Origin of the sequence: Pseudomonas sp. P7779, from assembly GCF_013386315.1 — a bacterium.
In the GTDB taxonomy this organism is placed as follows: Bacteria; Pseudomonadota; Gammaproteobacteria; order Pseudomonadales; family Pseudomonadaceae; genus Aquipseudomonas.
On record NZ_JACARZ010000052.1, the window covers coordinates 39826 to 64120 of the forward strand.

19 protein-coding genes are annotated in these 24295 nt (G+C 60.6%); 9 read left to right on the top strand and 10 right to left on the bottom strand.

The genetic code is table 11. The annotated features are described in order from the left end of the window. Positions 1–9: 9 nt before the first annotated feature. From HX869_RS16305 to HX869_RS16315, 3 genes are read right to left on the bottom strand one after another with little or no spacing between them, the layout of a single operon-like run. The gene (locus HX869_RS16305; protein ID WP_043225528.1) at positions 10–924 is read right to left on the bottom strand and encodes a PLP-dependent cysteine synthase family protein; all 915 of its coding nucleotides are present in this window, start codon (positions 922–924) and stop codon (positions 10–12) included. Positions 925–948: 24 nt separating this feature from the next. Next, complete coding sequence (gene moeB / locus HX869_RS16310; RefSeq protein WP_178903342.1) at positions 949–2811, bottom strand: molybdopterin-synthase adenylyltransferase MoeB; 1863 nt, start codon at positions 2809–2811, stop codon at positions 949–951. Between the two features lies 1 nt (position 2812). Next, positions 2813–3706, bottom strand: a complete 894-nt coding sequence (locus HX869_RS16315) for a DMT family transporter (protein WP_166742189.1) — start codon at positions 3704–3706, stop codon at positions 2813–2815. Positions 3707–3856: 150 nt separating this feature from the next. On the opposite strand from HX869_RS16315, the gene HX869_RS16320 reads away from it, so the two are divergent. Beyond that, positions 3857–5281, top strand: a complete 1425-nt coding sequence (locus HX869_RS16320; protein WP_032899027.1) for a PLP-dependent aminotransferase family protein — start codon at positions 3857–3859, stop codon at positions 5279–5281. A gap of 190 nt (positions 5282–5471) precedes the next feature. On the opposite strand, the gene HX869_RS16325 is transcribed toward HX869_RS16320, so the two are convergent. After that, complete coding sequence (locus HX869_RS16325) at positions 5472–6290, bottom strand: pyruvate, water dikinase regulatory protein (RefSeq protein WP_003215001.1); 819 nt, start codon at positions 6288–6290, stop codon at positions 5472–5474. A 178-nt stretch (positions 6291–6468) separates the two neighbouring features. On the opposite strand from HX869_RS16325, the gene ppsA reads away from it, so the two are divergent. The 8 genes from ppsA to HX869_RS16365 all read left to right on the top strand — a co-directional run bounded on the left by ppsA (position 6469) and on the right by HX869_RS16365 (position 14604). Continuing rightward, positions 6469–8844 carry a phosphoenolpyruvate synthase gene (gene ppsA, locus HX869_RS16330; RefSeq protein ID WP_003215003.1) on the top strand — a complete coding sequence of 792 codons (2376 nt, stop codon included), beginning with the start codon at positions 6469–6471 and terminating at the stop codon, positions 8842–8844. Between the two features lie 107 nt (positions 8845–8951). Further along, positions 8952–9941 (top strand): alpha/beta fold hydrolase, encoded by a 990-nt coding sequence (locus HX869_RS16335; RefSeq protein ID WP_178903343.1) that lies wholly within the window; start codon positions 8952–8954, stop codon positions 9939–9941. 222 nt (positions 9942–10163) lie between these two features. Next, on the top strand, positions 10164–10655 hold the full coding sequence (rraA, locus tag HX869_RS16340) for a ribonuclease E activity regulator RraA (protein WP_003215007.1): 492 nt from the start codon (positions 10164–10166) through the stop codon (positions 10653–10655). 25 nt (positions 10656–10680) lie between these two features. Then, a complete protein-coding gene (locus HX869_RS16345) occupies positions 10681–11676 on the top strand; it encodes a zinc transporter ZntB (protein ID WP_003215009.1) in 996 nt (331 codons plus the stop codon). An 86-nt stretch (positions 11677–11762) separates the two neighbouring features. After that, the gene (locus HX869_RS16350) at positions 11763–12008 is read left to right on the top strand and encodes a hypothetical protein (RefSeq protein ID WP_003215011.1); all 246 of its coding nucleotides are present in this window, start codon (positions 11763–11765) and stop codon (positions 12006–12008) included. Between the two features lie 2 nt (positions 12009–12010). Next, on the top strand, positions 12011–12835 hold the full coding sequence (locus tag HX869_RS16355) for a mechanosensitive ion channel domain-containing protein (RefSeq protein WP_008432650.1): 825 nt from the start codon (positions 12011–12013) through the stop codon (positions 12833–12835). An 87-nt stretch (positions 12836–12922) separates the two neighbouring features. Further along, positions 12923–13513, top strand: coding sequence for an RNA polymerase sigma factor SigX (gene sigX, locus HX869_RS16360; RefSeq protein WP_003215014.1), 591 nt, complete (start codon positions 12923–12925; stop codon positions 13511–13513). Positions 13514–13620: 107 nt separating this feature from the next. Then, a complete protein-coding gene (locus HX869_RS16365; RefSeq protein WP_003215016.1) occupies positions 13621–14604 on the top strand; it encodes an OmpA family protein in 984 nt (327 codons plus the stop codon). Positions 14605–14664: 60 nt separating this feature from the next. Here the strand turns inward: HX869_RS16365 and cobA are convergent, their stop codons facing one another. From cobA to HX869_RS16395, 6 genes are all read right to left on the bottom strand, one after another. Then, the gene (cobA, locus tag HX869_RS16370) at positions 14665–15408 is read right to left on the bottom strand and encodes a uroporphyrinogen-III C-methyltransferase (RefSeq protein WP_003215019.1); all 744 of its coding nucleotides are present in this window, start codon (positions 15406–15408) and stop codon (positions 14665–14667) included. A 9-nt stretch (positions 15409–15417) separates the two neighbouring features. Then, positions 15418–18126: a nitrate reductase gene (locus tag HX869_RS16375; RefSeq protein ID WP_178903344.1), complete on the bottom strand. Its 2709-nt coding sequence runs from the start codon at positions 18124–18126 to the stop codon at positions 15418–15420. Next, the gene (gene nirD / locus HX869_RS16380) at positions 18126–18443 is read right to left on the bottom strand and encodes a nitrite reductase small subunit NirD (RefSeq protein ID WP_003215022.1); all 318 of its coding nucleotides are present in this window, start codon (positions 18441–18443) and stop codon (positions 18126–18128) included. Before nirD ends, HX869_RS16375 begins: the two co-directional genes overlap by 1 nt. Next, positions 18440–20893, bottom strand: coding sequence for a nitrite reductase large subunit NirB (gene nirB, locus HX869_RS16385; RefSeq protein ID WP_178903345.1), 2454 nt, complete (start codon positions 20891–20893; stop codon positions 18440–18442). Before nirB ends, nirD begins: the two co-directional genes overlap by 4 nt. A gap of 232 nt (positions 20894–21125) precedes the next feature. Next, on the bottom strand, positions 21126–22796 hold the full coding sequence (locus HX869_RS16390; RefSeq protein ID WP_178903346.1) for a bifunctional protein-serine/threonine kinase/phosphatase: 1671 nt from the start codon (positions 22794–22796) through the stop codon (positions 21126–21128). Continuing rightward, positions 22796–24007 carry a NarK/NasA family nitrate transporter gene (locus HX869_RS16395; protein ID WP_003215029.1) on the bottom strand — a complete coding sequence of 404 codons (1212 nt, stop codon included), beginning with the start codon at positions 24005–24007 and terminating at the stop codon, positions 22796–22798. Before HX869_RS16395 ends, HX869_RS16390 begins: the two co-directional genes overlap by 1 nt. Between the last annotated feature and the right edge of the window lie 288 nt (positions 24008–24295).

Sequence of the window (24295 nt, forward strand, 5' to 3'; positions counted from 1 at the left end):
CAATAGTTGTTATTCAAAACAGGGCAGATAGCTGTCGGCACTGTCGTAGACCATGGTCAGCACGACGGTGTCGGTGGGCAGCTCCGGCGCCAGCTTGGCGATGGCTACCATGTTGGCGGCCGACGACAGCCCGAGGCTGATGGCGTCGGTGCGCATGATGCGTTTGATCATGTCGAGGCATTCCTGGCGCGAAACCTTGAGCATCCCGTCAATGATCGCGACGTTGAGAATGCTCGGGATCAAGCCGATCGACAGGCCCTGGATATGGTGCGGCGCATGGCGGTCGCTGAGCAGGTCGCACTCTTCCGGCTCCACCCCCATCACGCGGATCGCCGGCCAGGTGCTCTTGAGGGTTTCGCCGATGCCGGTGATATGGCCCCCGGTGCCGATGCCGCTGACGAAGTAGTCCACACGCAGCTCGCCGAAGGCGCGGATGATTTCCCGGGCGGTGGTGTCACGGTGGGTCTGCGGGTTGGCGCCGTTGCGCTGCTGGTTGAGCATCACGTAGCTGGGGTTTTCCAGCTGCAGCTCCATGCACTTTTCGCCGTGGGAATTGTTGCCCAGGCGGCTGTCCGACAGCACCACCCTGGCGCCGTACAGGCGCAGCAGTTTCTGCTTCTCGGGGCTGTAGTTGTCGGGGATCACCAGCACCACTTTATAGCCCAGCACGTTACCGGCCATCACCAGGCCGATGCCGGTGTTGCCGCCGCTGGGCTCAATGATGGTTTGCCCTGAGCCACGAATCAGAATGCCCCGGCGCTCGGCGTCGAGGATCATGCCCAGGGCGATGCGTGCCTTGTGGCTTCCGCCGGGGTTGAGGGATTCCAGCTTGGCGTAGACCTCGATGCCGAGGTCTTCGGAAAACTGTTCCAGGCGCACGATGGGCGTTTGGCCAATGGCGTCGAGTATCGAGTTATGCAACATCAAGTAAGAGCCCATGGCCGCTGATCAGTACAAAGGCATGTCGGGTTCGACGTCGCGAACCCAGTGTTTCATGCCACCTTGCAGTACTTTGGTGTTGGCGAATCCGGCGGCCAGCAAGGTGCTGGCGGCTTGCTCCGCGCGGGTCCCGGCGTAGCAGATGAGGTAGTGCGTGTTGTCGCGGCTGAGGTTGGCGAGTTGCCCGTCGAGCTCGGCCAGCGGGATGTGCACCACCCCCGGCAACTTGCACACTTCCAGCTCGCTGGCGTCCCGCACATCCAGCAGTACGTCGGCCTTGCTGTGTTGCTCGAGCAGTTGCTTGAGCACCCGCGGCTTGATGTAGCGTTCTTCGGCCAGGGAAGGTTGGCTTGGCAGGGCGTCGGCGCAGACGGCGGGGGCGATGGTTTGGCTGTGGCGCAGTTCCGAGCAGCAAGGGCAGTCGGCGCGGCGCTTGAAGCGGATCTCGCTGAACTTCATCGCCAGCGCATCAAAGCGCATCAGCCGGCCCGAGAGTGGTTCGCCAATGCCGATCAGCAGCTTGATCGCCTCGGTGGCCTGGATCATCCCGACCACCCCGGGTAATACGCCGATGACCCCGCCGGCGCTGCAGTTGGGCGCCAGTTCCGCCGGTGGTGCCTGGGGAAACAGGCAGCGATAGCACGGCCCGCCTTTATAGTTGAGCACGCTGATCTGCCCGTCGAAGCGGTAGATGGCGCCGTACACCAACGGCTTGCCCAACTGCACGCAAGCGTCGTTGACCAGGTAGCGGGTTTCGAAATTGTCGGTGCCGTCGATCACCAGGTCATAGGCGCCCACCAGTTCCAGGGCGTTGTCGGTGTTGAAGGCGGTGTCGTAGGTGTTGATCTGGATGTGGCTGTTGAGGTCCTGCAAGCGCTGCTTGGCGGACTCGACCTTGGGCAGGCCCAGGGTGCTGTTGCCGTGGACGATCTGGCGTTGCAGGTTGCTGCTTTCCACCACGTCGAAATCCACCAGCCCCAGGGTGCCGATGCCGGCTGCCGCCAGGTACAGGCTGATGGGCGAACCGAGGCCGCCGGTGCCGATGATCAGCACCTTGGCTTTCTTCAGGTTCAGTTGGCCTTCGCGGCCGACGCCGGGCAGGGTGATGTGGCGCACGTAGCGCTGCACTTCTTCGTTGCTCAGTTGGTCGACGTCCATGCCGCCGGAGGTGGCCAGCAGTACTTCGATTTTGGCTTCTTCCGGTAACCTGTCATCGGCGCTGATCAACTCTTCTTCGGCGATAAAGAGGAAGTGCTCCTTGATCTGGTTGTTATTTTCGTGAAACAGGTGCGCACGTAAATTCGGATGGTTATCGCACAGGTTTTCAATGACTTCGCGCAATGTCGATCCGGCACCCTCGAGGGTCGATGCTGGCAGCTTGGCCACGCGGACCAGGATGTCGGGGAAAGAGACAGCGTTCATGCACAACTCCGTTTGCAGGTCGTTGAAGGGGTTTTGGGCGAAACGTTTGCCATCCCAGGCAAACAGCTTGGAACCTTGGGTCTTGCCCTGGCGAACATCCACCACCAGGTAACTTACGGGGTAGATCGGCTCGCCCATGAAGAGGGCCTTGTCCTGGTCTTCGTCGCTGAAATACGCGCCGACGTCAGGGTGGGAGTGGTAGATCACCACCACCGGGTTATCACCGCGAAACGCCTTGTTCATCATCAGCGTGTCGGCCACCGAAAAGGTGTAGCCGTTGGCGGCGCTGCGTGGATACATCTCGGGGTTCTTGCGGTGCAGCTCGTTCTGGATGTTGCTGCCCAGGTACACGCTGCCATCGGCGAAAACAAAGCCGCAGCATTCCTCGGGGTAGCTGCGGTCGGCGTGGGCGTAGATCTGCTCCAGTGCGCTTGGGCTCAGGACCTTCATCTCAGTTTTTCTTCGCCAGGAGCTTTTCGATGGGCAGCTTGGTGATGGCAAAGCCGGCCAGCAGGATCGCCGAATACATCATCAGGTCCCTGGAAATCTGCACGCCCTCGTACCAGGCCCCGATGATCACCGCGAACACCGGGAAGATGATGAACACGAAGGACAAAATGATCGGGCTCAGGCGCTTGAGCAGCATGAAATACACGATAAAGCCGCCCACCGAGGCCACCAGCCCGAGGTAGAACAGCGCACTCCAGGAACGCAGGGTGATGTCTTCAAAGGTCGGGGTTTCAAACCACAGCCCGGCGACAAACAGCATCAACCCGGCGATGCCGATGGGCAGGGTGTTGTAGGTGATCACGCTGATGGCACTGCCTTGTTTCTTGGTTATCACGTAGCACAAGGCGTGCATGATCGCCGCAGCGAGGATCGCCAGCACGCCGAAGAACTCGGCATGGTCCAGGTGCAGGCCCTGGCTCTTGATGATCATGTACAGGCTGCCGAACCCGATGGCGATACCGATCACCTGGGAAAAGTAGATGCGCTCGCGCAGGAACAGCGCGGAGAAAATCAGGATAAATACCGGCATGCAGCTGAACAGCAGTGCGGTGAGGCCGGACGAGACATGCATTTCGCCGTAGTTGAGCAGGTAATACGGAACGCTGAAGTAGGACAGCGTCACAAACACGAAGAACCAGCGGCTTTCCCGGGGAAACAGGATCGGCTCGCGGCGCACCCAGGCGAAACACAGGAACAGCGGAAACGCGATCAGGAACCGCAGCCCGGCGGAGGTCAGCGGTGGCACGCTTTCCACGGCGATCTTGATGCCCAGCCAGGTAGTGCCCCAGCTGAGACACACGATCAGGAACATCACACTGGTAATCAGCCCGGCCAACCACTGCTTGTGAGTTTTTGTTTTTTCAGCATTTTCGAGAACGGCGGACATTGGCATCGTGACATTGCTTCCATGAGACCGAATTGACCTCTATATTGAGTGCCATGATTCGGTGATTGAACCCGTAAAAGCACACTATTAGGGCGAATGATGGCTGTCAAAACAAATATTGACATGGTGTCAATTATGCGAGAAGGACTCTCCAACGGGCAGGGCGTGAAGTACAAGCGCCTGTCCGATGTCATGGAGCGAGGCATCCTTGAAGGCTTGATTGAACCGGGAAGAAAACTGCCGCCTCATCGGGTGCTTTCCGACAATCTGGGGGTCACCATTGGCACCATCAGCCGCGCCTACGGCGAGCTGGAACGCCTGGGGCTGGTAGTTGCGCGGGTCGGCGACGGCACCTTCGTACGCAAGCGTGGGATGGAGCGCCAGCGGGATGAAGGCTTTCGCAACTTCAGCGACGAGCCGCGGCAATACTTTGATATGAGCCGCAATATGCACATCCCCGGGCAGGAGACCACGTTCCTGGCCCAGAGCTTCCAGACGCTGGCGAACAACGCGAAGTTCTTGCAGGACATCAGTGCCTACACCCCGGATGCCGGGCTGCCGCGTTACCGGGCGGCGGGTGCGCAGTGGTTGGTGCAGCGGGATTTCCACCCGATTCCCGAGCAGGTGATTTGCGTGAACGGCGGCCAGCATGGGTTGCTCTGCGCAATGATGGCGCTGTTGCGAGCCGGCGATACGGTGGTGACCGAACAGTTGACCTATCCGGGGCTGATCACCGCCGCGCGCATGCTGGGCATCCGCCTGATCGGCCTGGAAATGGATGAAGAAGGGCTGCTGCCGGGGGCGCTGGATGAAGTCTGCCGCAATCACCGGGTGTCGGCGTTGTACTGCACGCCGACCATCCAGAATCCTACGACAGCGGTGCTATCGGTCGCGCGCCGTGAGGCATTGGTGAAGGTCTGTCGGGAACACAACCTGCTGATTCTCGAGGACGAGGCCCACGGTGTGCTGGTGGAAGACCGTCCGCCGCCCCTGAGTCATTTTGCCCCGGAGCGTACGATTCTGATCAGCAGCCTGAGCAAGGCGGTATCGGCAGGCTTGCGCGTTGGGTACGTGCATGCACCGCCGGCGCTGGTCAGCCGGATTTCTGCGGCCTTGCGTTCCACCTGCTGGATGGCCACGCCGGTCACCCTGGAACTGGCGACCCAGTGGATCGAAAACGGCACGGCGGAACACCTGTTGCACCAGCAGATCCAGGAAATCAGCCGCCGCAAGGCACTGGTGGAAGGTTTGTTGATTGGGCTGGAGTACCGCACTCACCTGAACAGCCCGCACTTCTGGATCGAAGTCCCGGAGCCATGGCGCGCGTCGGAAATCGAGGCGGAGTTAAAGCAGAACAATTACCTGATCGCGACAGCCGAAGCGTTTGCCGTGGGGCAGACGGCGGTGCCGCAATTCATTCGGGCGAGCATCTGCAATACGTCGGGGGATGATCAGTTGCTGCTGGATGGGTTCGATGCGCTGGCGACGGCGCTGGGGCAGGGCGGGGGGCGGTTTCATCTGTGAACCCAACAGCTTGTTGTGAACATGACCCCTGTGGCGAGGGAGCTTGCTCCCGCTGGGCTGCGAAGCAGCCCCAAAGCCATTCACTAAATACCAGTCGTCTGGTTTGCGACTGCTGCGCAGTCGAGCGGGAGCAAGCTCCCTCGCCACAGAAGCTCCCTCGCCACACAAGCACCTTGGCCAGGGCGCGGAGTTACTTGAACCGCCGCTCCACCCCTTTCTCCACCAGAATCTTCGCCGAAATCTCTTCCACCGAAAAATGCGTGGAATTGATGTGCGCAATATTTTCCCGGCGGAACAGATTTTCCACCTCCCGCACTTCAAATTCGCACTGCGCATAGCTGGAGTAACGGCTATTGGGCTTGCGCTCGTTGCGAATCGCCGTCAGGCGGTCCGGGTCGATGGTCAGCCCGAACAGCTTGTGCTGGTGCGCGCGCAGGGCGCTCGGCAGCGTCAGGTGCTCCATGTCGTCTTCGGTCAGCGGGTAGTTGGCCGCGCGAATCCCGAACTGCATGGCCATATAAAGGCAGGTCGGCGTCTTGCCGCAGCGGGACACGCCCACCAGGATCAAATCAGCCTTGTCGTAGTAGTGGGTGCGGGCGCCGTCGTCGTTGTCGAGGGCGAAGTTCACCGCCTCGATCCGCTCCATATAGTTGGAGTTATGGCCAATGGAGTGAGATTTTCCGACAGAGTATGACGAATGTTCACTTAACTCTTGTTCCAGCGGCGCCAGGAAGGTAGAGAAGATGTCGATCATGAAACCATTGGAGGTGGCGAGGATCTCACGAATGTCCTGATTGACGATGGTGTCGAAAATGATCGGACGAAATCCGTCTTTTTCGGCCGCCAGATTGATTTGTTGTACCATGGCTCGCGCTTTATCCACGCTATCGATATAGGGTCGCGTGAATTTGCTGAAGGTAATGTTTTCGAACTGCGCCAGCAGGCTTTGACCCAGGGTTTCGGCTGTAATGCCGGTGCCGTCGGAGATAAAGAAAGCAGATCGTTTCATTTGAGCCTTGGGCCTTAAGCTGATGACGAATCTTGGATATGATAGGCGCGATTTTGCCGTCCCGCAGTGGGCCGCATTCTCACTTATTTTCCAGGTCCAGGCCACAAACGCCGGTAACCGCTCCTACTGAGCCGCCGGCGTCCTGAGCTTTTCCAACACAGAAAGTGGAGAGATCACCTTGGTAGAGTACGTAGTTTCCCTCGATAAGCTCGGCGTCCATGATGTAGAGCACGTAGGGGGCAAGAACGCATCCCTGGGCGAGATGATCAGTAATCTTGCGGGTGCCGGTGTATCGGTGCCAGGTGGTTTTGCCACCACTGCCCAGGCTTACCGTGATTTCCTCGAGTTGAGCGGCCTCAACGATCAGATCCATGCCGCCCTCGATGCGCTGGACGTCGATGACGTCAACGCCCTGGCCAAGACTGGCGCCCAGATCCGTCAATGGATCATGGAAGCCGAGTTCCCCGAGAAGCTCAACGCCGAGATCCGCACCGCGTTTGCCACGCTGTCGGCCGGTAACCCCGACATGGCTGTCGCCGTGCGCTCCTCGGCCACCGCCGAAGACCTGCCGGACGCCTCCTTTGCCGGTCAGCAGGAAACCTTCCTGAACATCCGCGGCGTGGAAAACGTGATCCGCGCAGCCAAGGAAGTGTTTGCCTCCCTCTTTAACGACCGTGCTATTTCCTACCGCGTACACCAGGGTTTCGACCACAAGCTGGTGGCCCTGTCTGCCGGTGTGCAGCGCATGGTGCGTTCGGAAACCGGCACCGCCGGCGTGATGTTCACCCTGGACACCGAATCGGGCTTCCGCGACGTGGTGTTCATCACCGGCGCCTACGGCCTCGGCGAAACCGTCGTACAAGGCGCGGTGAACCCGGACGAATTCTACGTCCACAAACACACCCTTGAAGCCGGCCGCCCGGCCATCCTGCGCCGCAACCTGGGCAGCAAGGCGATCAAGATGATCTACGGCGACGAGGCCAAGGCCGGTCGCTCGGTGAAAACCGTTGATGTCGACAAGGCCGAACGCGCGCGTTTCTGCCTGACCGACGCCGAAGTCAGCGAACTGGCCAAACAAGCGATGATCATCGAGAAGCACTACAAGTGCCCGATGGACATCGAATGGGCCAAGGACGGCGACGACGGCAAGCTATACATCGTCCAGGCCCGCCCTGAGACCGTGAAGAGCCGCACCTCGGCCAACGTCATGGAACGCTACCTGTTGAAAGAAACCGGCACCGTGCTGGTGGAAGGCCGTGCCATCGGCCAGCGCATCGGCGCCGGCAAGGTGCGGATCATCAAGGACGTGTCCGAGATGGACAAGGTCCAGCCAGGCGACGTGCTGGTCTCCGACATGACCGACCCGGACTGGGAACCGGTGATGAAGCGCGCCAGCGCCATCGTCACCAACCGTGGCGGGCGTACCTGCCACGCGGCGATCATCGCCCGCGAGCTGGGGATTCCGGCAGTGGTCGGTTGCGGTAACGCCACCCAACTGTTGAAAGACGGCCAGGGCGTAACCGTGTCCTGCGCTGAAGGCGACACCGGCTTCATCTTCGAAGGTGAGCTGGGCTTCGATATCAAGCAAAACTCCATCGACGCCATGCCCGACCTGCCGTTCAAGATCATGATGAACGTCGGCAACCCGGACCGCGCCTTCGATTTCGCGCAATTGCCGAACGCCGGTGTGGGCCTGGCCCGCCTGGAGTTCATCATCAACCGCATGATCGGTGTGCACCCCAAGGCCCTGCTGAACTACGACGGCCTGCCGCCGGACATCAAGGAAAGCGTCGACAAGCGCATCGCCGGCTACAACGACCCGGTGGGCTTCTACGTCGAGAAGCTGGTGGAAGGCATCAGCACCCTGGCAGCGGCGTTCTACCCGAAAAAGGTCATCGTGCGCCTGTCGGACTTCAAGTCCAACGAGTACGCCAACCTGATCGGCGGCAAGCTTTACGAGCCGGAAGAAGAAAACCCGATGCTCGGCTTCCGTGGCGCCTCGCGCTACATCAGCGAAGCCTTCCGCGACTGCTTCGAGCTGGAATGCCGTGCCCTCAAGCGCGTGCGCAACGAGATGGGCCTGACCAACGTCGAAATCATGGTGCCGTTCGTGCGCACCCTGGGTGAAGCGAGCCAGGTGGTGGACCTGCTGGCTGAAAACGGCCTGTCCCGTGGCGAGAACGGCCTGCGCGTCATCATGATGTGCGAGCTGCCATCCAATGCCATCCTGGCTGAAGAATTCCTGGAGTTCTTCGACGGCTTCTCCATCGGTTCCAACGACCTGACCCAGCTGACCCTGGGCCTGGACCGCGACTCCGGGATCATCGCCCACCTGTTCGACGAGCGTAACCCTGCGGTCAAGAAGCTGCTGGCCAACGCCATCCAGGCGTGCAACAAGGCCGGCAAGTACATCGGGATCTGCGGCCAAGGCCCTTCCGATCACCCGGATCTGGCCAAGTGGCTGATGGAGCAGGGCATCGAAAGCGTCTCGCTGAACCCCGATTCCGTACTGGAAACTTGGTTCTTCCTGGCTGAAGGTCAAGCCCAGGCGTAATACGCAACACCCAAAAGTGCCGGTCAACCTTGCGGTTGGCCGGCATTTCTCATTCTGTACAGGGCGGAACTCCTTCCGGACGCCGCCCTTTTTTGTGCAAGAGCATTATGCAAAGCAGCAGCAACCTGTTTCCCGTCGCCTTGATCAGCGCTGAGCGTCGTGGCGACCTGAGTGAAGATGTGTATCGGCTGAAACCCGGCAACAGCCCTGACGGTACCGTCGAGCTGGCCGTGACCCGCCTGGGCCTGGCTGACGTCCCGGAAAACCGGGGCGTGCCGGTGGTTTTGTTGCATGGCAGTTTTTCCAACCGCCGCTTCTGGTACTCGCCCAAGGGGATCGGCCTGGGCGCCTACCTGGCGCGCGAAGGGTTTGACGTCTGGATCCTGGAAATGCGCGGTCACGGGCTGTCCCGGCGCAATCAGGACTACGCCAGGAATCGTGTCGCCGACTATGCTCGCTACGACTTGCCGGCCATTGCCGCCTTCGTGCGTGAGCAAAGCGGGCAGATTCCCCACTGGATCGGGCATTCCCTGGGTGGCACAACCCTGGCTGCGGCCCTGGGTGGGCAGCACCTTGGCGCGCCGGCAGTGGCCTCGGTGGCGCTGTTTGGCTGCCAGGTCAGTCGCACGCATTGGCCGTTGAAGTTGCCACCGGTGGAGTGGACCGGTCGCCTGCTCTTGAAACGTTTCGGCCAATTGTCCGGCGCTCGGTGGAAACGCGGCCCGGAGGACGAGCCGGCGGGTGTATTGATTGAAGCCATGCGCTGGAATGGGCTGTTCGGCCGCTTTGGCGAAGGTAAGCAGGATTGGTGGAAGGGCCTGGCCGAGGTTGACGTGCCGCTGTTGGCGGTGAGCGCCGCCGGCGATCACCAGGACCCGGACTGGGCCTGTCGCAAGCTCTTTGAGCAGGTCGGCTCCGAGCATCGCCAATACCTGTGCCTGGGGCGCCAGCAAGGGTTCAGCGGGGATTTCGGGCATGTCGAGATGCTCGTCAGCAAGGCCGCCCAGGCTGAAGTGTGGCCGCTGGTGAAGCGCTGGTTGAAAAATCCGCTTACACCTTTGCTGGGGGCGCAGGCGCAGGAACTGGCAGCGGTTTGAGCGCAAGGCTCTATCAGGGGCGTTTCGCTTGTTTGCCGTAGAGGCTAAGATATGACGCGTTGGGTGGTTCTGGTCATATTCAGTCGCGCAGTGGGTCTTGCGTTGCTATCCGATGGGCCCGACTATTCGGCCCGGATTAAAGAACCTTCACGGCAAAGCGTTTCCAAATGTAAGTAAACAGTGGGATGTTTGACACCTTCTTTCACCTACAGGAGTTTCTCGATGAACCATTACCTTACCCCCGACCTGTGTGACGCCTATCCGGAGCTGGTGCAGGTGGTTGAGCCGATGTTCAGCAATTTCGGCGGCCGGGACTCCTTTGGTGGCGAGATCGTGACCATCAAGTGCTTTGAAGACAATTCCCTGGTCAAGGAACAAGCCGAGCTCAATGGGGCCGGCAAGGTGCTGGTGGTCGATGGTGGGGGTTCCCTGCGCCGCGCGTTGCTGGGCGACATGATCGCCGAGAAAGCCGCGAAAAACGGCTGGGAAGGGCTGGTGATCTACGGCTGCATCCGCGATGTCGACGTAATCGCCCAGACCGACCTGGGCGTGCAGGCCCTGGCCAGCCACCCGATGAAGACTGACAAGCGCGGTATTGGCGATTTGAACGTGGCGGTGACATTCGCCGGCGTGACCTTCCGCCCGGGTGAGTACGTGTACGCCGACAATAACGGCGTGATCGTCTCCCCAAGCCCGCTGAAAATGCCTGAATAAACAGCAGTAGCCGACAGGGGTGAGGATGTTCGAGGAAGAAAACGCGCAGTGGGGGCTGGTGCATGCCCTGGTGCTGGACGGTAAAGGTGGTGCGCGTTCGATTGCCCGGACAGAGCTTGATGAGCTGCAACTGCAGCCTCAGGAAAGCCTGTGGCTGCATTGGGACCGTAGCCATCCCCAGACCCAGACCTGGTTGCGCAAATCCAGCGGCCTCAGCGAATTCGCCTGTGACCTGCTGCTGGAGGAGAACACTCGCCCACGCCTGTTGCCGCTGCCGGATGCCGAACTGCTGCTGTTTTTGCGCGGGGTCAACCTCAATCCCGGCGCCGAACCGGAAGACATGGTCTCGGTGCGGATCTTTGCCTCGGCAGCGCGGGTGATTTCCCTGCGTTTGCGCCCATTGCGCGCCACCGACGAGTTGCTGGTGCAACTGGCAGACGGCAAGGGGCCGAAGACTTCCTCGGAACTGGTCCTGTATATGGCGCAGTACCTGACCAACAAGGTTCAGGATCTGGTCAGCGACTTGTCCGAAATCGTCGATATCGAAGAAGAAAAACTGGATGCCGACGAACGGTATACTCCGGAGCACGGCAGCGTTTTGCAGATCCGTCGGCGCGCCGCCGGGCTTAAACGTTTCCTGTCGCCGCAGCGGGATATTTTCGCGCAGTTGACCCGGATCAAATTGCCCTGGTTCTGTGACGACGATGCTGACTACTGGAACGAATTGAACAACAGCCTGACCCGCTACCTGGAAGAGCTTGAGCTGGCCCGGGAGCGCGTGGGGCTTGTGCTGGAGACCGAAGACCGGCGTTTGAGCCTGCGCATGAACCGCACCATGTACCGCTTCGGGATCATCACCGGGATCTTCCTGCCGATGAGTTTCCTGACCGGTTTGCTGGGCATCAATGTAGGCGGAATTCCATTCTCTTCCAGCCCTTACGGGTTCCTGATTGCCTGCCTGATGATGGTCACGGTGGCGGTCGGGCAATGGTGGTTGTTTCGACGGTTACGTTGGGTTTGAGCTGAATGTGACCTGAACGTGGAAAGAGGTCATGTGACCCGAAGAATTTTACCCTCGTCTTTTAAATCACTTGCGAGAGGTTTTTTATGCACGATCCGTTCGAACAGTCTTTGCGTGACATGCTCAATGCCTCGCCGTCCAACCGGGACGACGATGCTTGCCTGGGTCGCGTCTTGAAAACCGCCAACCGCCAGGTCGGGGCGGGGGATCTGTTCGGTCTGCTTGGCCGCTGGTTGCCGGCGTTGATGATGGCCTTGAACAATGGTTCGGCCCATGTCTCACCGGTTTCCCGTCGTAAACCTCTTGCTCGCACTGCTGATAAGGCTGAATGAATATGGAACTCGATCTCTGGACCCAGAGTCTGGTAACTGCAATGACTGCGTTGTGGACCAAGGTGGCGAATTTCATTCCCAACCTGTTTGGTGCACTGGTGGTGGTACTGCTGGGTTTTGTCGTGGCCAAGCTGCTCGACACCCTGCTTTCCAAATTGCTGGCTAAGCTGGGTCTTGATCGATTGATGGGTGGCACCGGCCTGACCAAGATTTTGGGGCGTGCCGGGTTGCAAGTGCCGATCTCGACACTGATCGGCAAGATCGTTTATTGGTTTGTTTTGCTGATTTTTCTGGTTTCTGCGGCTGAATCCCTTGGACTTGAGCGAGTTTCAGCTACGCTCGACATGCTGGCGCTGTATTTGCCGAAAGTATTCGGTGGCGCGCTGGTGTTGCTGGTAGGGGTTTTGCTGGCGCAACTGGCCAATGGCCTGGTGCGTGGCGCGGCTGAAGGCGTGGGTCTGGATTACGCCAGCGGCCTGGGGCGAATTGCCCAGGGTCTGGTGATTATCATCAGTATTTCGGTCGCGATCAGCCAGCTGGAGGTCAAGACCGACCTGCTGAACCATGTGATTGTGATTGTTTTGATTACCGTTGGTCTGGCCGTTGCGCTGGCCATGGGACTGGGAAGCCGGGAAATTGCCGGGCAGATTCTTGCGGGAATCTATGTGCGTGAGCTATATCAGGTTGGGCAACAAGTGCGTGTGGGCGAGGTCGAAGGGCAGATCGAGGAGATCGGCACGGTCAAGACGACAGTGCTGACGGACGATGGCGAACTGGTGTCGCTTTCGAACCGGATCCTGCTGGAACAGCATGTGACTAGCCGCTAACCCGGCGAATCCTGCTAATGTACGCCGCCGCAAACCTGGGTATCCAGGCCATGGCGGACATTGACCTGACTGTCGGCACGACTTGTTTTGAATAAAGCCCAAACGCTGTCCACGCGCTATGACCCCCGTGAGCTCTCTGATGAGGAGTTGGTCGCGCGCTCGCACACGGAGCTGTTTCACGTAACACGCGCGTACGAAGAATTGATGCGCAGGTATCAACGCACTCTGTTCAACGTTTGTTCAAGGTATTTAGGGAACGATAGAGATGCGGATGATGTCTGTCAGGAAGTGATGCTCAAGGTGCTATACGGCCTGAAGAACTTCGAGGGAAAATCGAAGTTCAAGACATGGCTCTATAGCATCACGTACAACGAGTGCATCACGCAGTATCGGAAGGAACGGCGAAAGCGTCGCTTGATGGATGCTTTGAGTCTGGACCCCCTTGAGGAAGCGTCTGAGGAAAAGGCGCCTACCCCGGAAGAAAAGGGCGGACTCGATCGCTGGTTGGTGCATGTGAATCCGATTGACCGGGAAATTCTGGTGCTACGATTTGTCGCAGAGCTGGAGTTTCAGGAGATCGCTGACATCATGCATATGGGTTTGAGTGCTACAAAAATGCGTTACAAACGCGCTCTTGATAAATTACGTGAGAAATTTGCGGGCAGCACTGAAACTTAGTGCGTGGCAAATATCTCTTACGTGTAGGCAAGTTCTGTTAGACTTGTCGCCGAGTTGTCCCCCGGTATGTGGGACTGCTTTACAATCACCAGATGGGGATTTAACGGATGAAACTGAAAAACACCTTGGGCTTGGCCATTGGTACTCTTATTGCTGCCACTTCTGTCGGCGCTCTGGCACAAGGCCAAGGCGCAGTTGAAGGCCAGCTGTTTTACAAAAAGCAGTTCAACGATAGCGTCAAACATATCGAAGACGGCTTCAATCCTGGCGCCAGCATCGGTTACTTCCTGACCGACGACGTGTCGATCAACCTGAACTACGACACTACCAACCACACCCGTTCGAACGACGGTACTGGCAACCAGAAGATCAAAGGTGATACCGGCAGCGTTACTGCCCAGTACCACTTCGGTCAAGCTGGCGTCGACTCCCTGCGTCCATACGTAGAGGGCGGTTTCGGCCACCAGAGCCGTACCAACGTTGAAGCTGATGGTCACAAAGGTCGCGATCAATCGACCCTGGCTATCGCTGGCGCTGGTGTGAAGTACTACTTCACCGACAACCTGTTCGCACGTGCTGGTGTTGAAGCTGACTACGCTATCGACAACGGCAAGTGGGACTACTCCGCACTGGTTGGCCTGGGCGTAAACTTCGGCGGCAACGCTGGCAAAACTGCTCCAGCTCCTACCCCAGCACCAGCTCCAGAGCCAACCCCAGAGCCAGAAGCTCCGGTTGCTCAGGTTGTTCGTGTTGAGCTGGACGTGAAGTTCGACTTCGACAAGTCGGTTGTTAAGCCTAACAGCTACGGCGACGTGAAAAACCTCGCTGACTTCATGAAACAGTACCCACAAACCACCACCGTTGTTGAAGGTCACACTGACTCCGTCGGTCCTGACGCTTACAACCAGAAGCTGTCCCAGCGTCGTGCTGACGCTGTTAAGCAAGTCCTGGTCAAAGACGGTATCGCTCCTAACCGTGTAAGCTCGGTTGGTTATGGCAAATCCCGCCCAGTTGCTGACAACGCAACTGAAGCTGGCCGTGCTATCAACCGTCGCGTAGAAGCCTCGGTAGAAGCACAAGCAGCTCAGTAATTACTGAGTTGTAGAAAAAAGCCCGGCTTAGGCCGGGCTTTTTTTCGCCTGCAATTTGCCTCAGGCCGTGGCGCTGGCCAGGGCCGCAAGCGCCTGCGTCGCTTGCGCAACCCGGCCAATCACCAGGATAGCCGGGCTCTTGAGCGCGAATTCGTGCGCATCATCCTGCATCCGGGCGAGGCTGCTGCGGCATTCGCGCTGTTGTGGCAGTGAAGCGTTTTCAATCATCGCCACCGGCATGTCATCGCTCATGCCACCTTCCAGCAATTGCCGGCGGATTTCCCCCAGTTTCGCCACCCCCATATAGATCACCAGCGTCGTGCCGCCCTCGGCCAGGGCCCGCCAATTGAGGCTGCTGTCGTCCTGGGTATGGGCCGTGACCAACGTGACGCCACGGCTGACACCGCGCAACGTCAGCGAGATATCGCAGTTCGTTGCCCCGGCCAGCCCTGCCGTAATGCCGTTGACCAACTCCACTTCCACCCCTTGCTGCCTGAGCCACGCCGCCTCTTCGCCGCCGCGACCAAAAATGCACGGGTCGCCGCCCTTGAGCCGCACCACGCACTTACCCTGCCGGGCATAACGCAACATCAGGCGATGGATAAATGCCTGTGGGGTGGAACGGCAGCCACCGCGTTTGCCCACGGTGATCAGCCGTGCAGCGGGGCAATGCTCCAGCAGCGCCGGGTTGACCAGATCATCGATCAGCACCACATCGGCTTCCCGCAGGGCTCTCACCGCCTTGAGTGTCAGCAGTTCCGGATCGCCGGGGCCTGCGCCCACCAGCCAGACTTTTGCGCTCATATGCTTGCCTCACACTCTGATCGCGATTGGCTGCTTGCCACTCGCCAATAACCGTTTGATTTCCGGCACACAGGAGCCGCATTGCGTGCCGCAACCCAGTTCCTGCTTCAGCCCGTTCAGGTCCAGGCCCCGGGCAATGCCGGCGCAGACCGCGCTTTCGCTGACGTTCTTGCAGTTGCACAGCGTCTTGTTGCTGCTTGAGCCGCCCCCCGGTGGCGCACTCAATGGCGCCAACAACCAGCGGCGTAACTGCTCATCGGTGCGACCTTCCAGCCACAGGCTTTGCAGCCAGTGGCGAGCCAGGGTTTCGCCAGCCAGGCGGATCGCGGTGATACGGCCTTTTTCAATCTTTACCCGCTTGCCAATGGAGCGCCGCGGGTCGTCGTACGCCATCACGGGGCCGTCGTTGAGGCCCAGCAGTTGGTCGATCTGCTTGAGCAGTTCAAGGGCGGGCGCCTCGTGATGCGCCGCACGAATCAGCAGGGCAGGCCGCTCGCGTCCGGTCAGGCTCAGGCTGACGTAGGCAAAGCCGTCACACAGCGGTCGCAACGCTTCGAAGTGTTGCTGCACATCGCCTTCAATCAGCGCAAACAAGTGCCAGGGCAGTCGCACCTCCTCCAGGCGCACGCCGCTGTGCTTGAGTTCCGGCTGTTTGGACAGCGGGTCGAATGCCGGCTGGGTCAGCGCATTTACGCCGCCTTTAAGAAAACGGTCGCCCCAGTGCATCGGCAGGAAAGCCTGGCCGGGACGCACGCTGTCATCGCTGCCGACGGCCACAATCACGCTGCCGCGCCGGCTTTTCAGGCTGACCAGATCCCCTTCCTTCAAGCGATGGCGACGCAGTTCGTCCGGGTGCAGGCTGAGCACTGCTTCACTGACATGGCCGAACAGCTGCGCAGCGGTACCGGTGCGGCTCATGCCATGCCATTGGTCCCGCAGGCGGCCGGTGATCAGGGTGAGTGGGAAGCGCGCGTCACGCTGCTCCTTGGCGGCGCGATAAGGGTCGGCGACAAAGTGCGCGCGGCCAGTCTCCGTAGGGAAAAATCCGTCGGTGTACAGCCTTGGTGTTCCGCCCACCGCATCGGCCGGGAATGGCCATTGCTGCGGGCCTATCCGGTCCAGCAGCGCGTGGCTGATACCCGACAGGTCCAGGTCCCGCCCACGGGTCAGCAGCTTGTATTCATCAAAGATCTGCGCCGGTTGCTCAAAGGCAAAAAGCCCCGGTTTTCCGGGACAAAGACGCTGCTCCAGGCGTTGGGCGAAATCCACGGTGATTGCCCAGTCCGGCCGCGCTTCCCCAGGTGGGGCGATGGCTCGGCGAACGTGGGAAATGCGCCGCTCAGAGTTGGTCACTGTGCCTTCCTTCTCGCCCCAGCTCGCGGCTGGCAGCAACAGGTCGGCGTAACGCGCCGTCTCGGTTGTACGAAAGGCTTCCTGTAGCACCACGAACGGACACGCTTCCAGGGCCTGGCGCACGGTGTTCTGGTCGGGCAGGGATTGGGCGGGGTTGGTGCACGCGATCCACAAGGCCTTGATCTTGCCGGCCTGCATCTGTTCAAACAATTCGATGGCGGTCAGCCCGGTGATGGCCGGCAGTTGGTCGACCCCCCAATACGCGGCTACTTCTGCCCGATGTTCGGGGTTGGCAGCCTCACGATGGCCAGGCAGTAAATTCGACAAACTGCCGGTTTCCCGCCCACCCATGGCATTCGGCTGACCCGTCAGGGAGAAAGGTCCGCAGCCAGGGCGGCCGATGGTGCCGGTCGCCAAATGCAGGTTAATCAAGGCGCTGTTCTTCGCGCTGCCGGCGGTGGACTGATTGAGCCCCATGCACCACAACGACAGAAAACTCGCCGAGGTGCCGACCCATTCCGCACACAGACGCAGTTGCTCGACACTGATCCCGCACAACTGCGTGACCATTTGCGGTGTGTAGTCGTGAACCAGGCGTTTGAGTTCGACCAGGCCGTCGGTATGGGCCTGGATAAAGTCGCGGTCGATCCAGTCTTCCCACAACAGCAAGTGCAGGATCCCATGGAACAATGCGACATCCGTACCCGGCAGAATCGCCAGATGCAGGTCCGCCAAGTCGCAGGTGTCGGTGCGCCGGGGATCAATTACCAGCACTTTCATCTGTGGCCGGCGGGCCTTGGCTTCCTCCAGGCGTCGGAATAACACCGGATGCGCGTAGGCCATATTGCTGCCGACGATCATCACGCAGTCGCTCGACTCCAGGTCCTCGTAGCTGCACGGTGGCGCGTCGGCCCCCAGGCTGCGCTTGTAGCCGACCACCGCCGAAGACATGCACAGCCGCGAGTTGCTGTCGATATTGTTGGTGCCCACCAGCGCTCGCGCGAGTTTGTTGAAGCTGTAGTAATCCTCGGTCAGCAACTGCCCGGAAATATAGAACGCGACGCTGTCCGGCCCGTGTTCAGCGATGGTTTCGACAAACACGTTCGCCGCGTGCTCCAGGGCGGTATCCCAGTCGGTGCGGCTGCGGGCCAGGCCTTTGCCCAGCCGCAGTTCCGGGTATAACGCGCGGGCCGTGAGGTCTCCGGTGAGGTGCAGGCTGGAGCCCTTGCTGCACAATTTTCCGAAGTTGGCTGGATGACTCGGATCGCCACTGACGCCGAGGATCTGCGAGCCATCATGCTCGATCAGTACGCCGCAACCGACCCCGCAGTAGCAGCAGGTGGACGCGGTGGTCTGGCGGTTCATCAACCGGCGTCCCGCAGCGCCAACATCACCCGGCCGTTTTCCACACGGGCCGGGTGGTGATGGGCGCAGCCGACGTCCGGTGCCTGGGCCTCCCCGGACTCCAGGTCGATCTGCCAGTTGTGCAGCGGGCAGGCCACGCGCTTGCCGTAGATCAAGCCTTGGGACAGCGGGCCACCCTTGTGCGGGCAGCGGTCGTCGAGGGCGAAAACCTCGTCGTCACTGGTACGAAAAATCGCGATGTCGCCTTTTGGCCCGCTGATGATGCGCGAGCCCAGGGCGTTGATTTCTTCGAGGGCGCAGATATCCAGCCAGTTCATGCCGGTACCTCCAGCAGTTTGACGGGGAGGGTGTCGAATTCCTTTTTCAGCAGCGGCTGTTCCAGGCGTTCTTTCCACGGGTCCTGCTCGAACGACAGGGAGAATTGCAGGCGTTCATTCAGTGCCTGGCGCCGCGCCGGGTCTTCCAGTACAGCCTTCTTGATGTGCTCCATGCCGACCCGTTGCAGGTAGTGCACGGTGCGCTCCAGGTAGAAGGCTTCTTCCCGGTAGAGCTGTAGGAAAGCGCCGTTGTATTCGCGCACTTCTTCGGCGGTTTTCAGCTTGACGAAGAACTCGGCGACCTCGGTCTTGATCCCGCCGTTACCGCCGATGTACATCTCCCAGCCGGAATCGACGCCGATGATTCCCACGTCCTTGATCCCCGCTTCCGAGCAGTTGCGCGGGCAGCCGGACACTGCCAGCTTGACCTTGTGGGGCGACCACATATTGAACAGGTCATGTTCCAGCTCAATCCCCAGTTGCGTCGAGTTCTGCGTACCAAAGCGGCAGAACTCGCTGCCGACGCAGGTCTTCACGGTGCGGATGGATTTGCCGTAGGCATGGCCGGATGGCATATCGAGGTCTTTCCATACGCCGGGCAAGTCCTGCTTCTTGATGCCGAGCAAATCGATGCGCTGCCCGCCGGTAACCTTGACCATCGGCACGTTGTACTTGTCGGCCACATCGGCGATGCGCCGCAGTTCCGACGGATTGGTCACACCACCCCACATCCGCGGGACTACCGAATAGGTGCCGTCTTTCTGAATATTGGCGTGGGCGCGTTCGTTGATCAGGCGCGATTGCGGATCGTCTTTTGCCTCGCCGGGCCAAGTGGAAATCAGGTAGTAGTTGAGTGCCGGGCGGCAGGTGGCGCAGCCGTTCGGGGTGCGCCAGTTCAGGTAGCTCATGGTGCCGGCGATGGTCAGCAGGTGCTGGTCGCGGATGGCCTGGCGGATTTGCCCATGGTTGAGGTCGCTGCAGCCGCAGATGGCTTTTTCACTTTTGGGTTTGACGTCCGCCGCGCCGCCCACGGTGTTGATCAGGATCTGTTCCACCAGCCCGGCGCAGGAACCGCAGGAACTCGCAGCCTTGGTGTGCTTCTTCACGTCGTCGACGCTGAACAGCCCGTGTTCCTGAATCGCCTTGACGATGGTGCCCTTGCACACGCCGTTGCAGCCGCAGACTTCGGCGGTGTCGGCCATGCTCATGGCTTTGTCCTGGCCTTGGTGGCCTACATCGCCCAAAGCATTTTCACCGAACATCAGGTGATCGCGGATCTCGCCAATGGCATGGTTCTCACGGATCTGCCGGAAATACCAGCCGCCGTCAGCCGTATCGCCGTACAGGCAGGCGCCGACGAGGATGTCGTCCTTGATCACCAGCTTCTTGTACACACCGCCAATCGGGTCGGAAAGCGTGATGGTTTCCGTGCCTTCGCCGCCCATGAAGTCCCCGGCGGAGAACAGGTCGATGCCGGTGACTTTCAATTTGGTCGAAGTCACCGAGCCTTGATAGCGCGCGAAACCCAGCTGGGCGAGGTGGTTGGCGCAGACCTTGGCCTGCTCGAACAGCGGTGCCACCAGGCCGTAGGCAATCCCGCGATGGCTGGCGCATTCGCCGATGGCATAGATGCGAGGGTCGTAGGTTTGCAGGGTGTCGTTGACCAGAATCCCGCGGTTGCACGGGATGCCGGATTTTTCCGCGAGTTCGGTGTTGGGGCGGATGCCCGCAGCCATCACCACCAGGTCGGCGGGGATCACATCGCCATTCTTGAATTGCACCGAGCCGACGCGGCCGTTGCCGGCGTCATGCAGCGCCTCGGTCTGCTCCTTCAAGCGAAACACCAGGCCACGGCTTTCCAGTTCGGTTTGCAGCAACTGGCCGCTGGTCTTGTCCAGTTGCCGTTCCAGCAGCCACTCGCCGATATGCACCACGGTCACGTGCATGCCACGCAGCATCAGGCCGTTGGCGGCCTCCAGGCCCAGCAGGCCGCCGCCGATGACGACCGCGTGCTTGTGGGTCTTGGCGGTGTCGATCATGGCCTGGGTGTCGGCGATGTCGCGGTAGCCGATCACACCCTGCAACGTATTGCCCGGGATCGGCAGGATAAACGGCGTGGAGCCGGTGGCGATCAGCAGGCGATCGTACTCGGCCTCGCTGCCGTCTTCGGCGATGACTTTGCGTTTGACCCGGTCGATCTGCACCACTTTGCGGTTAAGCAACAGCTTGATGTTGTTATCGAGGTACCAGCTCAAGTCATTGAGCACGATCTCTTCGAAGGTCTGCTCACCGGCCAGCACCGGCGACAGCAAAATGCGGTTGTAATTGGTGTGGGGCTCGGCGCCGAAAACGGTGATGTCGTACAGGTCGCTGCTCAGCTTGAGCAATTCTTCAAGGGTGCGAACCCCGGCCATGCCGTTGCCGATCATCACCAGTTTGAGTTTCTTCATGTCGTTCTCCGCAGTGGCTCGACAAATCGTGCGCAACAAAAAAAGGCGTCCCCGCTACGTAAGTAGCGAGGACGCCTTTGTCCTGGTCCCGTTCTCTCGGGAAGCCCGACCTTCGACGTTGAAGGTGCGGCTATATGTGTGTTGATGGGAAAGCTAATGCAGCGGTTGTGCCAAGTAGGATTTTGGCCGGTTTTGCTAAGTGAGGCGGCGATGTATCGAGAAAATTCGCCTCTTAGTGGTGCAACAGCCAGTACAACAGCACCAGATTGATCAGCAACGACAGCACGGCCAACGTTTGCCAGACCTTCAGCGGTTCGCGCTCCAGCAGCGGTTTTGGTCGCGTGCTCAACTCGCGGCGATCCGCCTGCTCCAGTACCAGCAACCATTCCTCGGCAGTTTCATAACGCTGCTCGGGTTGCGCGGCGACTGCGCGCTCCAGGCTCTGTTGCAGCCAGTCGGGCAGGTCGGGGCGGTAGCGGCTGGCGCCGACAGGCGTAATGAACCTGGGACGCTGGAAAGCTTCGATTTCGCCGTAGGGGTAATGCCCGGTGAGCAGGTAATACAAGGTCACACCGACGCTATACAGGTCCTGTTGCGGGGTAGGGCGTTCGCCATTGAAGGCTTCCGGGGCGATAAAGCTTGGCGTGCCAGGCAACAGGTGCGCGCGATCCTCCGAGAGCCCGGGGCAGTAGGCCAGGCCGAAGTCCAGCACACGCAATTCGCCATCCTCGGCCAGCAGCAGGTTTTCCGGCTTGATGTCGCGGTGCAGGATCTGCCGGCGGTGCAGCAGCCCGACGGCACGCAACAGGCGCTCTGCCAGGGTTTGCCACTGCGCCAGGGGCAATGGGCCCTGGTGCTTGAACAGTTCGGCCAGGGTTTGGCCGGAGTATTCACGCATCACGTAGTACAAATGCTGACGGCCACTGGCTGGATGGACTTCAGGAAACGCGCGGCCGGCGACCCGGCGCAGGAACCATTCCTCTGACAGCAATGCCTGGGCGGCGAACACGTCATCGTCGTGGCTGAGCGGCAAGGTCTTCAGCAGCCACGCCTGTTGATGGGCATCGCGCACCCGATAGAGCAAGGATTGGCGGCTTTGCCCCAACAGCGACTCTACGTGCCAGCCTTCGAAGCGCTGGCCGGGTTTCAGGGGGGGCGGCAGGGGCCATTGCTGCAACTGCACCAGCGCATCGCCGAGGGTGGCGGCGCCAAGCTGGTCGACGCGGACCAGCAGGGCGCTGGCGTTGTCCTGGCTACCGGCCAGGTGCGCGGCGCTGACCAGGGTGTTTACCGCGAGGTCCAGGTCCGACTGTTCCCGCAGGATTGCGCTGATGTTGTTGTCATCCAGGGCCGCCCACACGCCGTCGCTGAGCAGCAGGAAACACTCGCCTGCCCGCAACTCGCCGTCGAGGAAATCCAGCACCAGATGCTGATCCAGGCCCATGGCGCGCTTGAGCACATGCTGCATGCCCGGTTGCTCCCACACATGCTCCTGGCTCAGGCGCTGCAACTGGCCATCGAGCCAGCGGTACACCCGGCAATCACCCACATGGGCCAGGGTGAAACGCTGGCCGCGAAACACCAGGGCGCTGAGGGTGGTCAGCAACGGCTGACCGCCGCCATTGGCTTGCAGCCAGCGATTCTGGGCCACCAGCAAGCGTTCCAGGGCCTGGGCCACGCCCCAGGTTTGCGGCGTGGCGTAATAGTCCAGGGCCAGCGCTTGCAAGGTCGAGCGTGCAGCCAGTCCGCCATCGGCGCATTGGCTGACGCCATCGGCGATGGCACACAAGTAGCCTTTGCTGGCGGCCAGCTCCGGGGCGGGAGTGACCAGGCGCAAGGCGTCCTGGTTTTCCTGCCGCGGGCCGGTGGCGCTGGCCTGGGCGAAGCTCAGTTGCAGGCTCATCAGACCCGTGCAGCCGTCACCGCAGCCGAGCCCCAAGTGGTTCTCCAGCGACGCTTGACGCCGTACAGGCCGAACCAGGCCAGCACGCCCAGGCTGGCGAACAGCCACAGCGCCAACTGATAGCTGCCGGTGCTTTGCTTGATCGCGCCCATGCCCGCCGCCAGGGCGAAACCGCCGATGCCGCCGGCCATGCCGATCAGGCCGGTCATCACACCAATCTCGCGGTGAAAGCGTTGGGGCACCAGTTGGAAGACTGCACCGTTACCCGCACCCAAACCGAGCATGGTGCACACAAAAAGCGCCAGTGCTGCGTAGGAGCTTGGCAGGTTGAACCCCACCGCCGCGATGCAGATCGCTGCCACGCCGTACATGCCGAGCAGGGTGCGAATCCCGCCGAAACGGTCGGCCAGGGCGCCGCCCAAAGGCCGCATCAGGCTGCCGCCGAATACGCAGGCGGCGGTGTAGTAGCCGGCGGTGACCGGGCTCAGGCCGTATTGGTCGTTGAAATAGCCGGGCAGGGCGCTGGCCAGGCCGATGAAACCACCGAAGGTCACACTGTAGAAGAACATGAACCACCAACTGTCGCGGTCGCCCAGGGCTTTGAAGTAGTCGGCCATGGACTTGGCCTTGGGTCGTTGCGGGGCGTTGCGGGCGAGCCAGGCGAAGACGATCAGCGTCAGGATCAGCGGGATCAGTGCGAAGCCGAACACATTGCTCCAGCCAAACGCGGCGGCGAGCACCGGTGCCAGCAGGGCCGCAAACACCGTCCCGGAGTTGCCGGCGCCGGCGATGCCCATGGCCTTGCCCTGGTGCTCGGCGGGGTACCACTGGGACGCCAGTGGCAACGCGACGGCGAACGAGGCTCCCGCCATGCCGAGGAACATGCCCAGCAGCAGGGCTTGCTCGTAGCTGTGGATTCCGAGTTTCCAGGCGACGAACAAGGCGCCGATGACAATCACCTGGCCGATCAGGCCGGCGGTCTTGGGGGAGAGTTTGTCGGCGAGCATGCCCATCAGGAACCGCAGCACTGCGCCGGCCAGGATGGGGGTGGCGACCACCAGGCCGCGTTGTTGGGTGGTGAGGTGCAGGTCGGCGGCGATTTGTACCGCCAATGGGCCCAACAGGTACCAGACCATGAAGCTCAGGTCGAAATACAGGAACGCGGCGAACAGGGTCGGGGTGTGACCGGATTTCCAGAAGCTTGATTTCATCACGCACCTCAGCGGTAAGGGGTCTTATGAGAAGGCCTGGTGATGGAACGGCTGTGGCCGCCCCATCGGCCCCGGGCTATGGGGCCAAAACGAAAAAACGCCGCCACCGGGTTCGCTGGGGCAAACCGGGTGTGCGACGTCTTTGTCGTGGAGGGGGCAACCGCCGTTGGCTACCTGTGGGGATTCTTTAGCAAGAGGTGGGCCAACAGGGGGTGGGGGGGGTGTGGTGTGGTGTGGTGTGGTGTGGTGTGGTGTGGTGTACATATCCGTTGCTGCGGTAACGGCGGC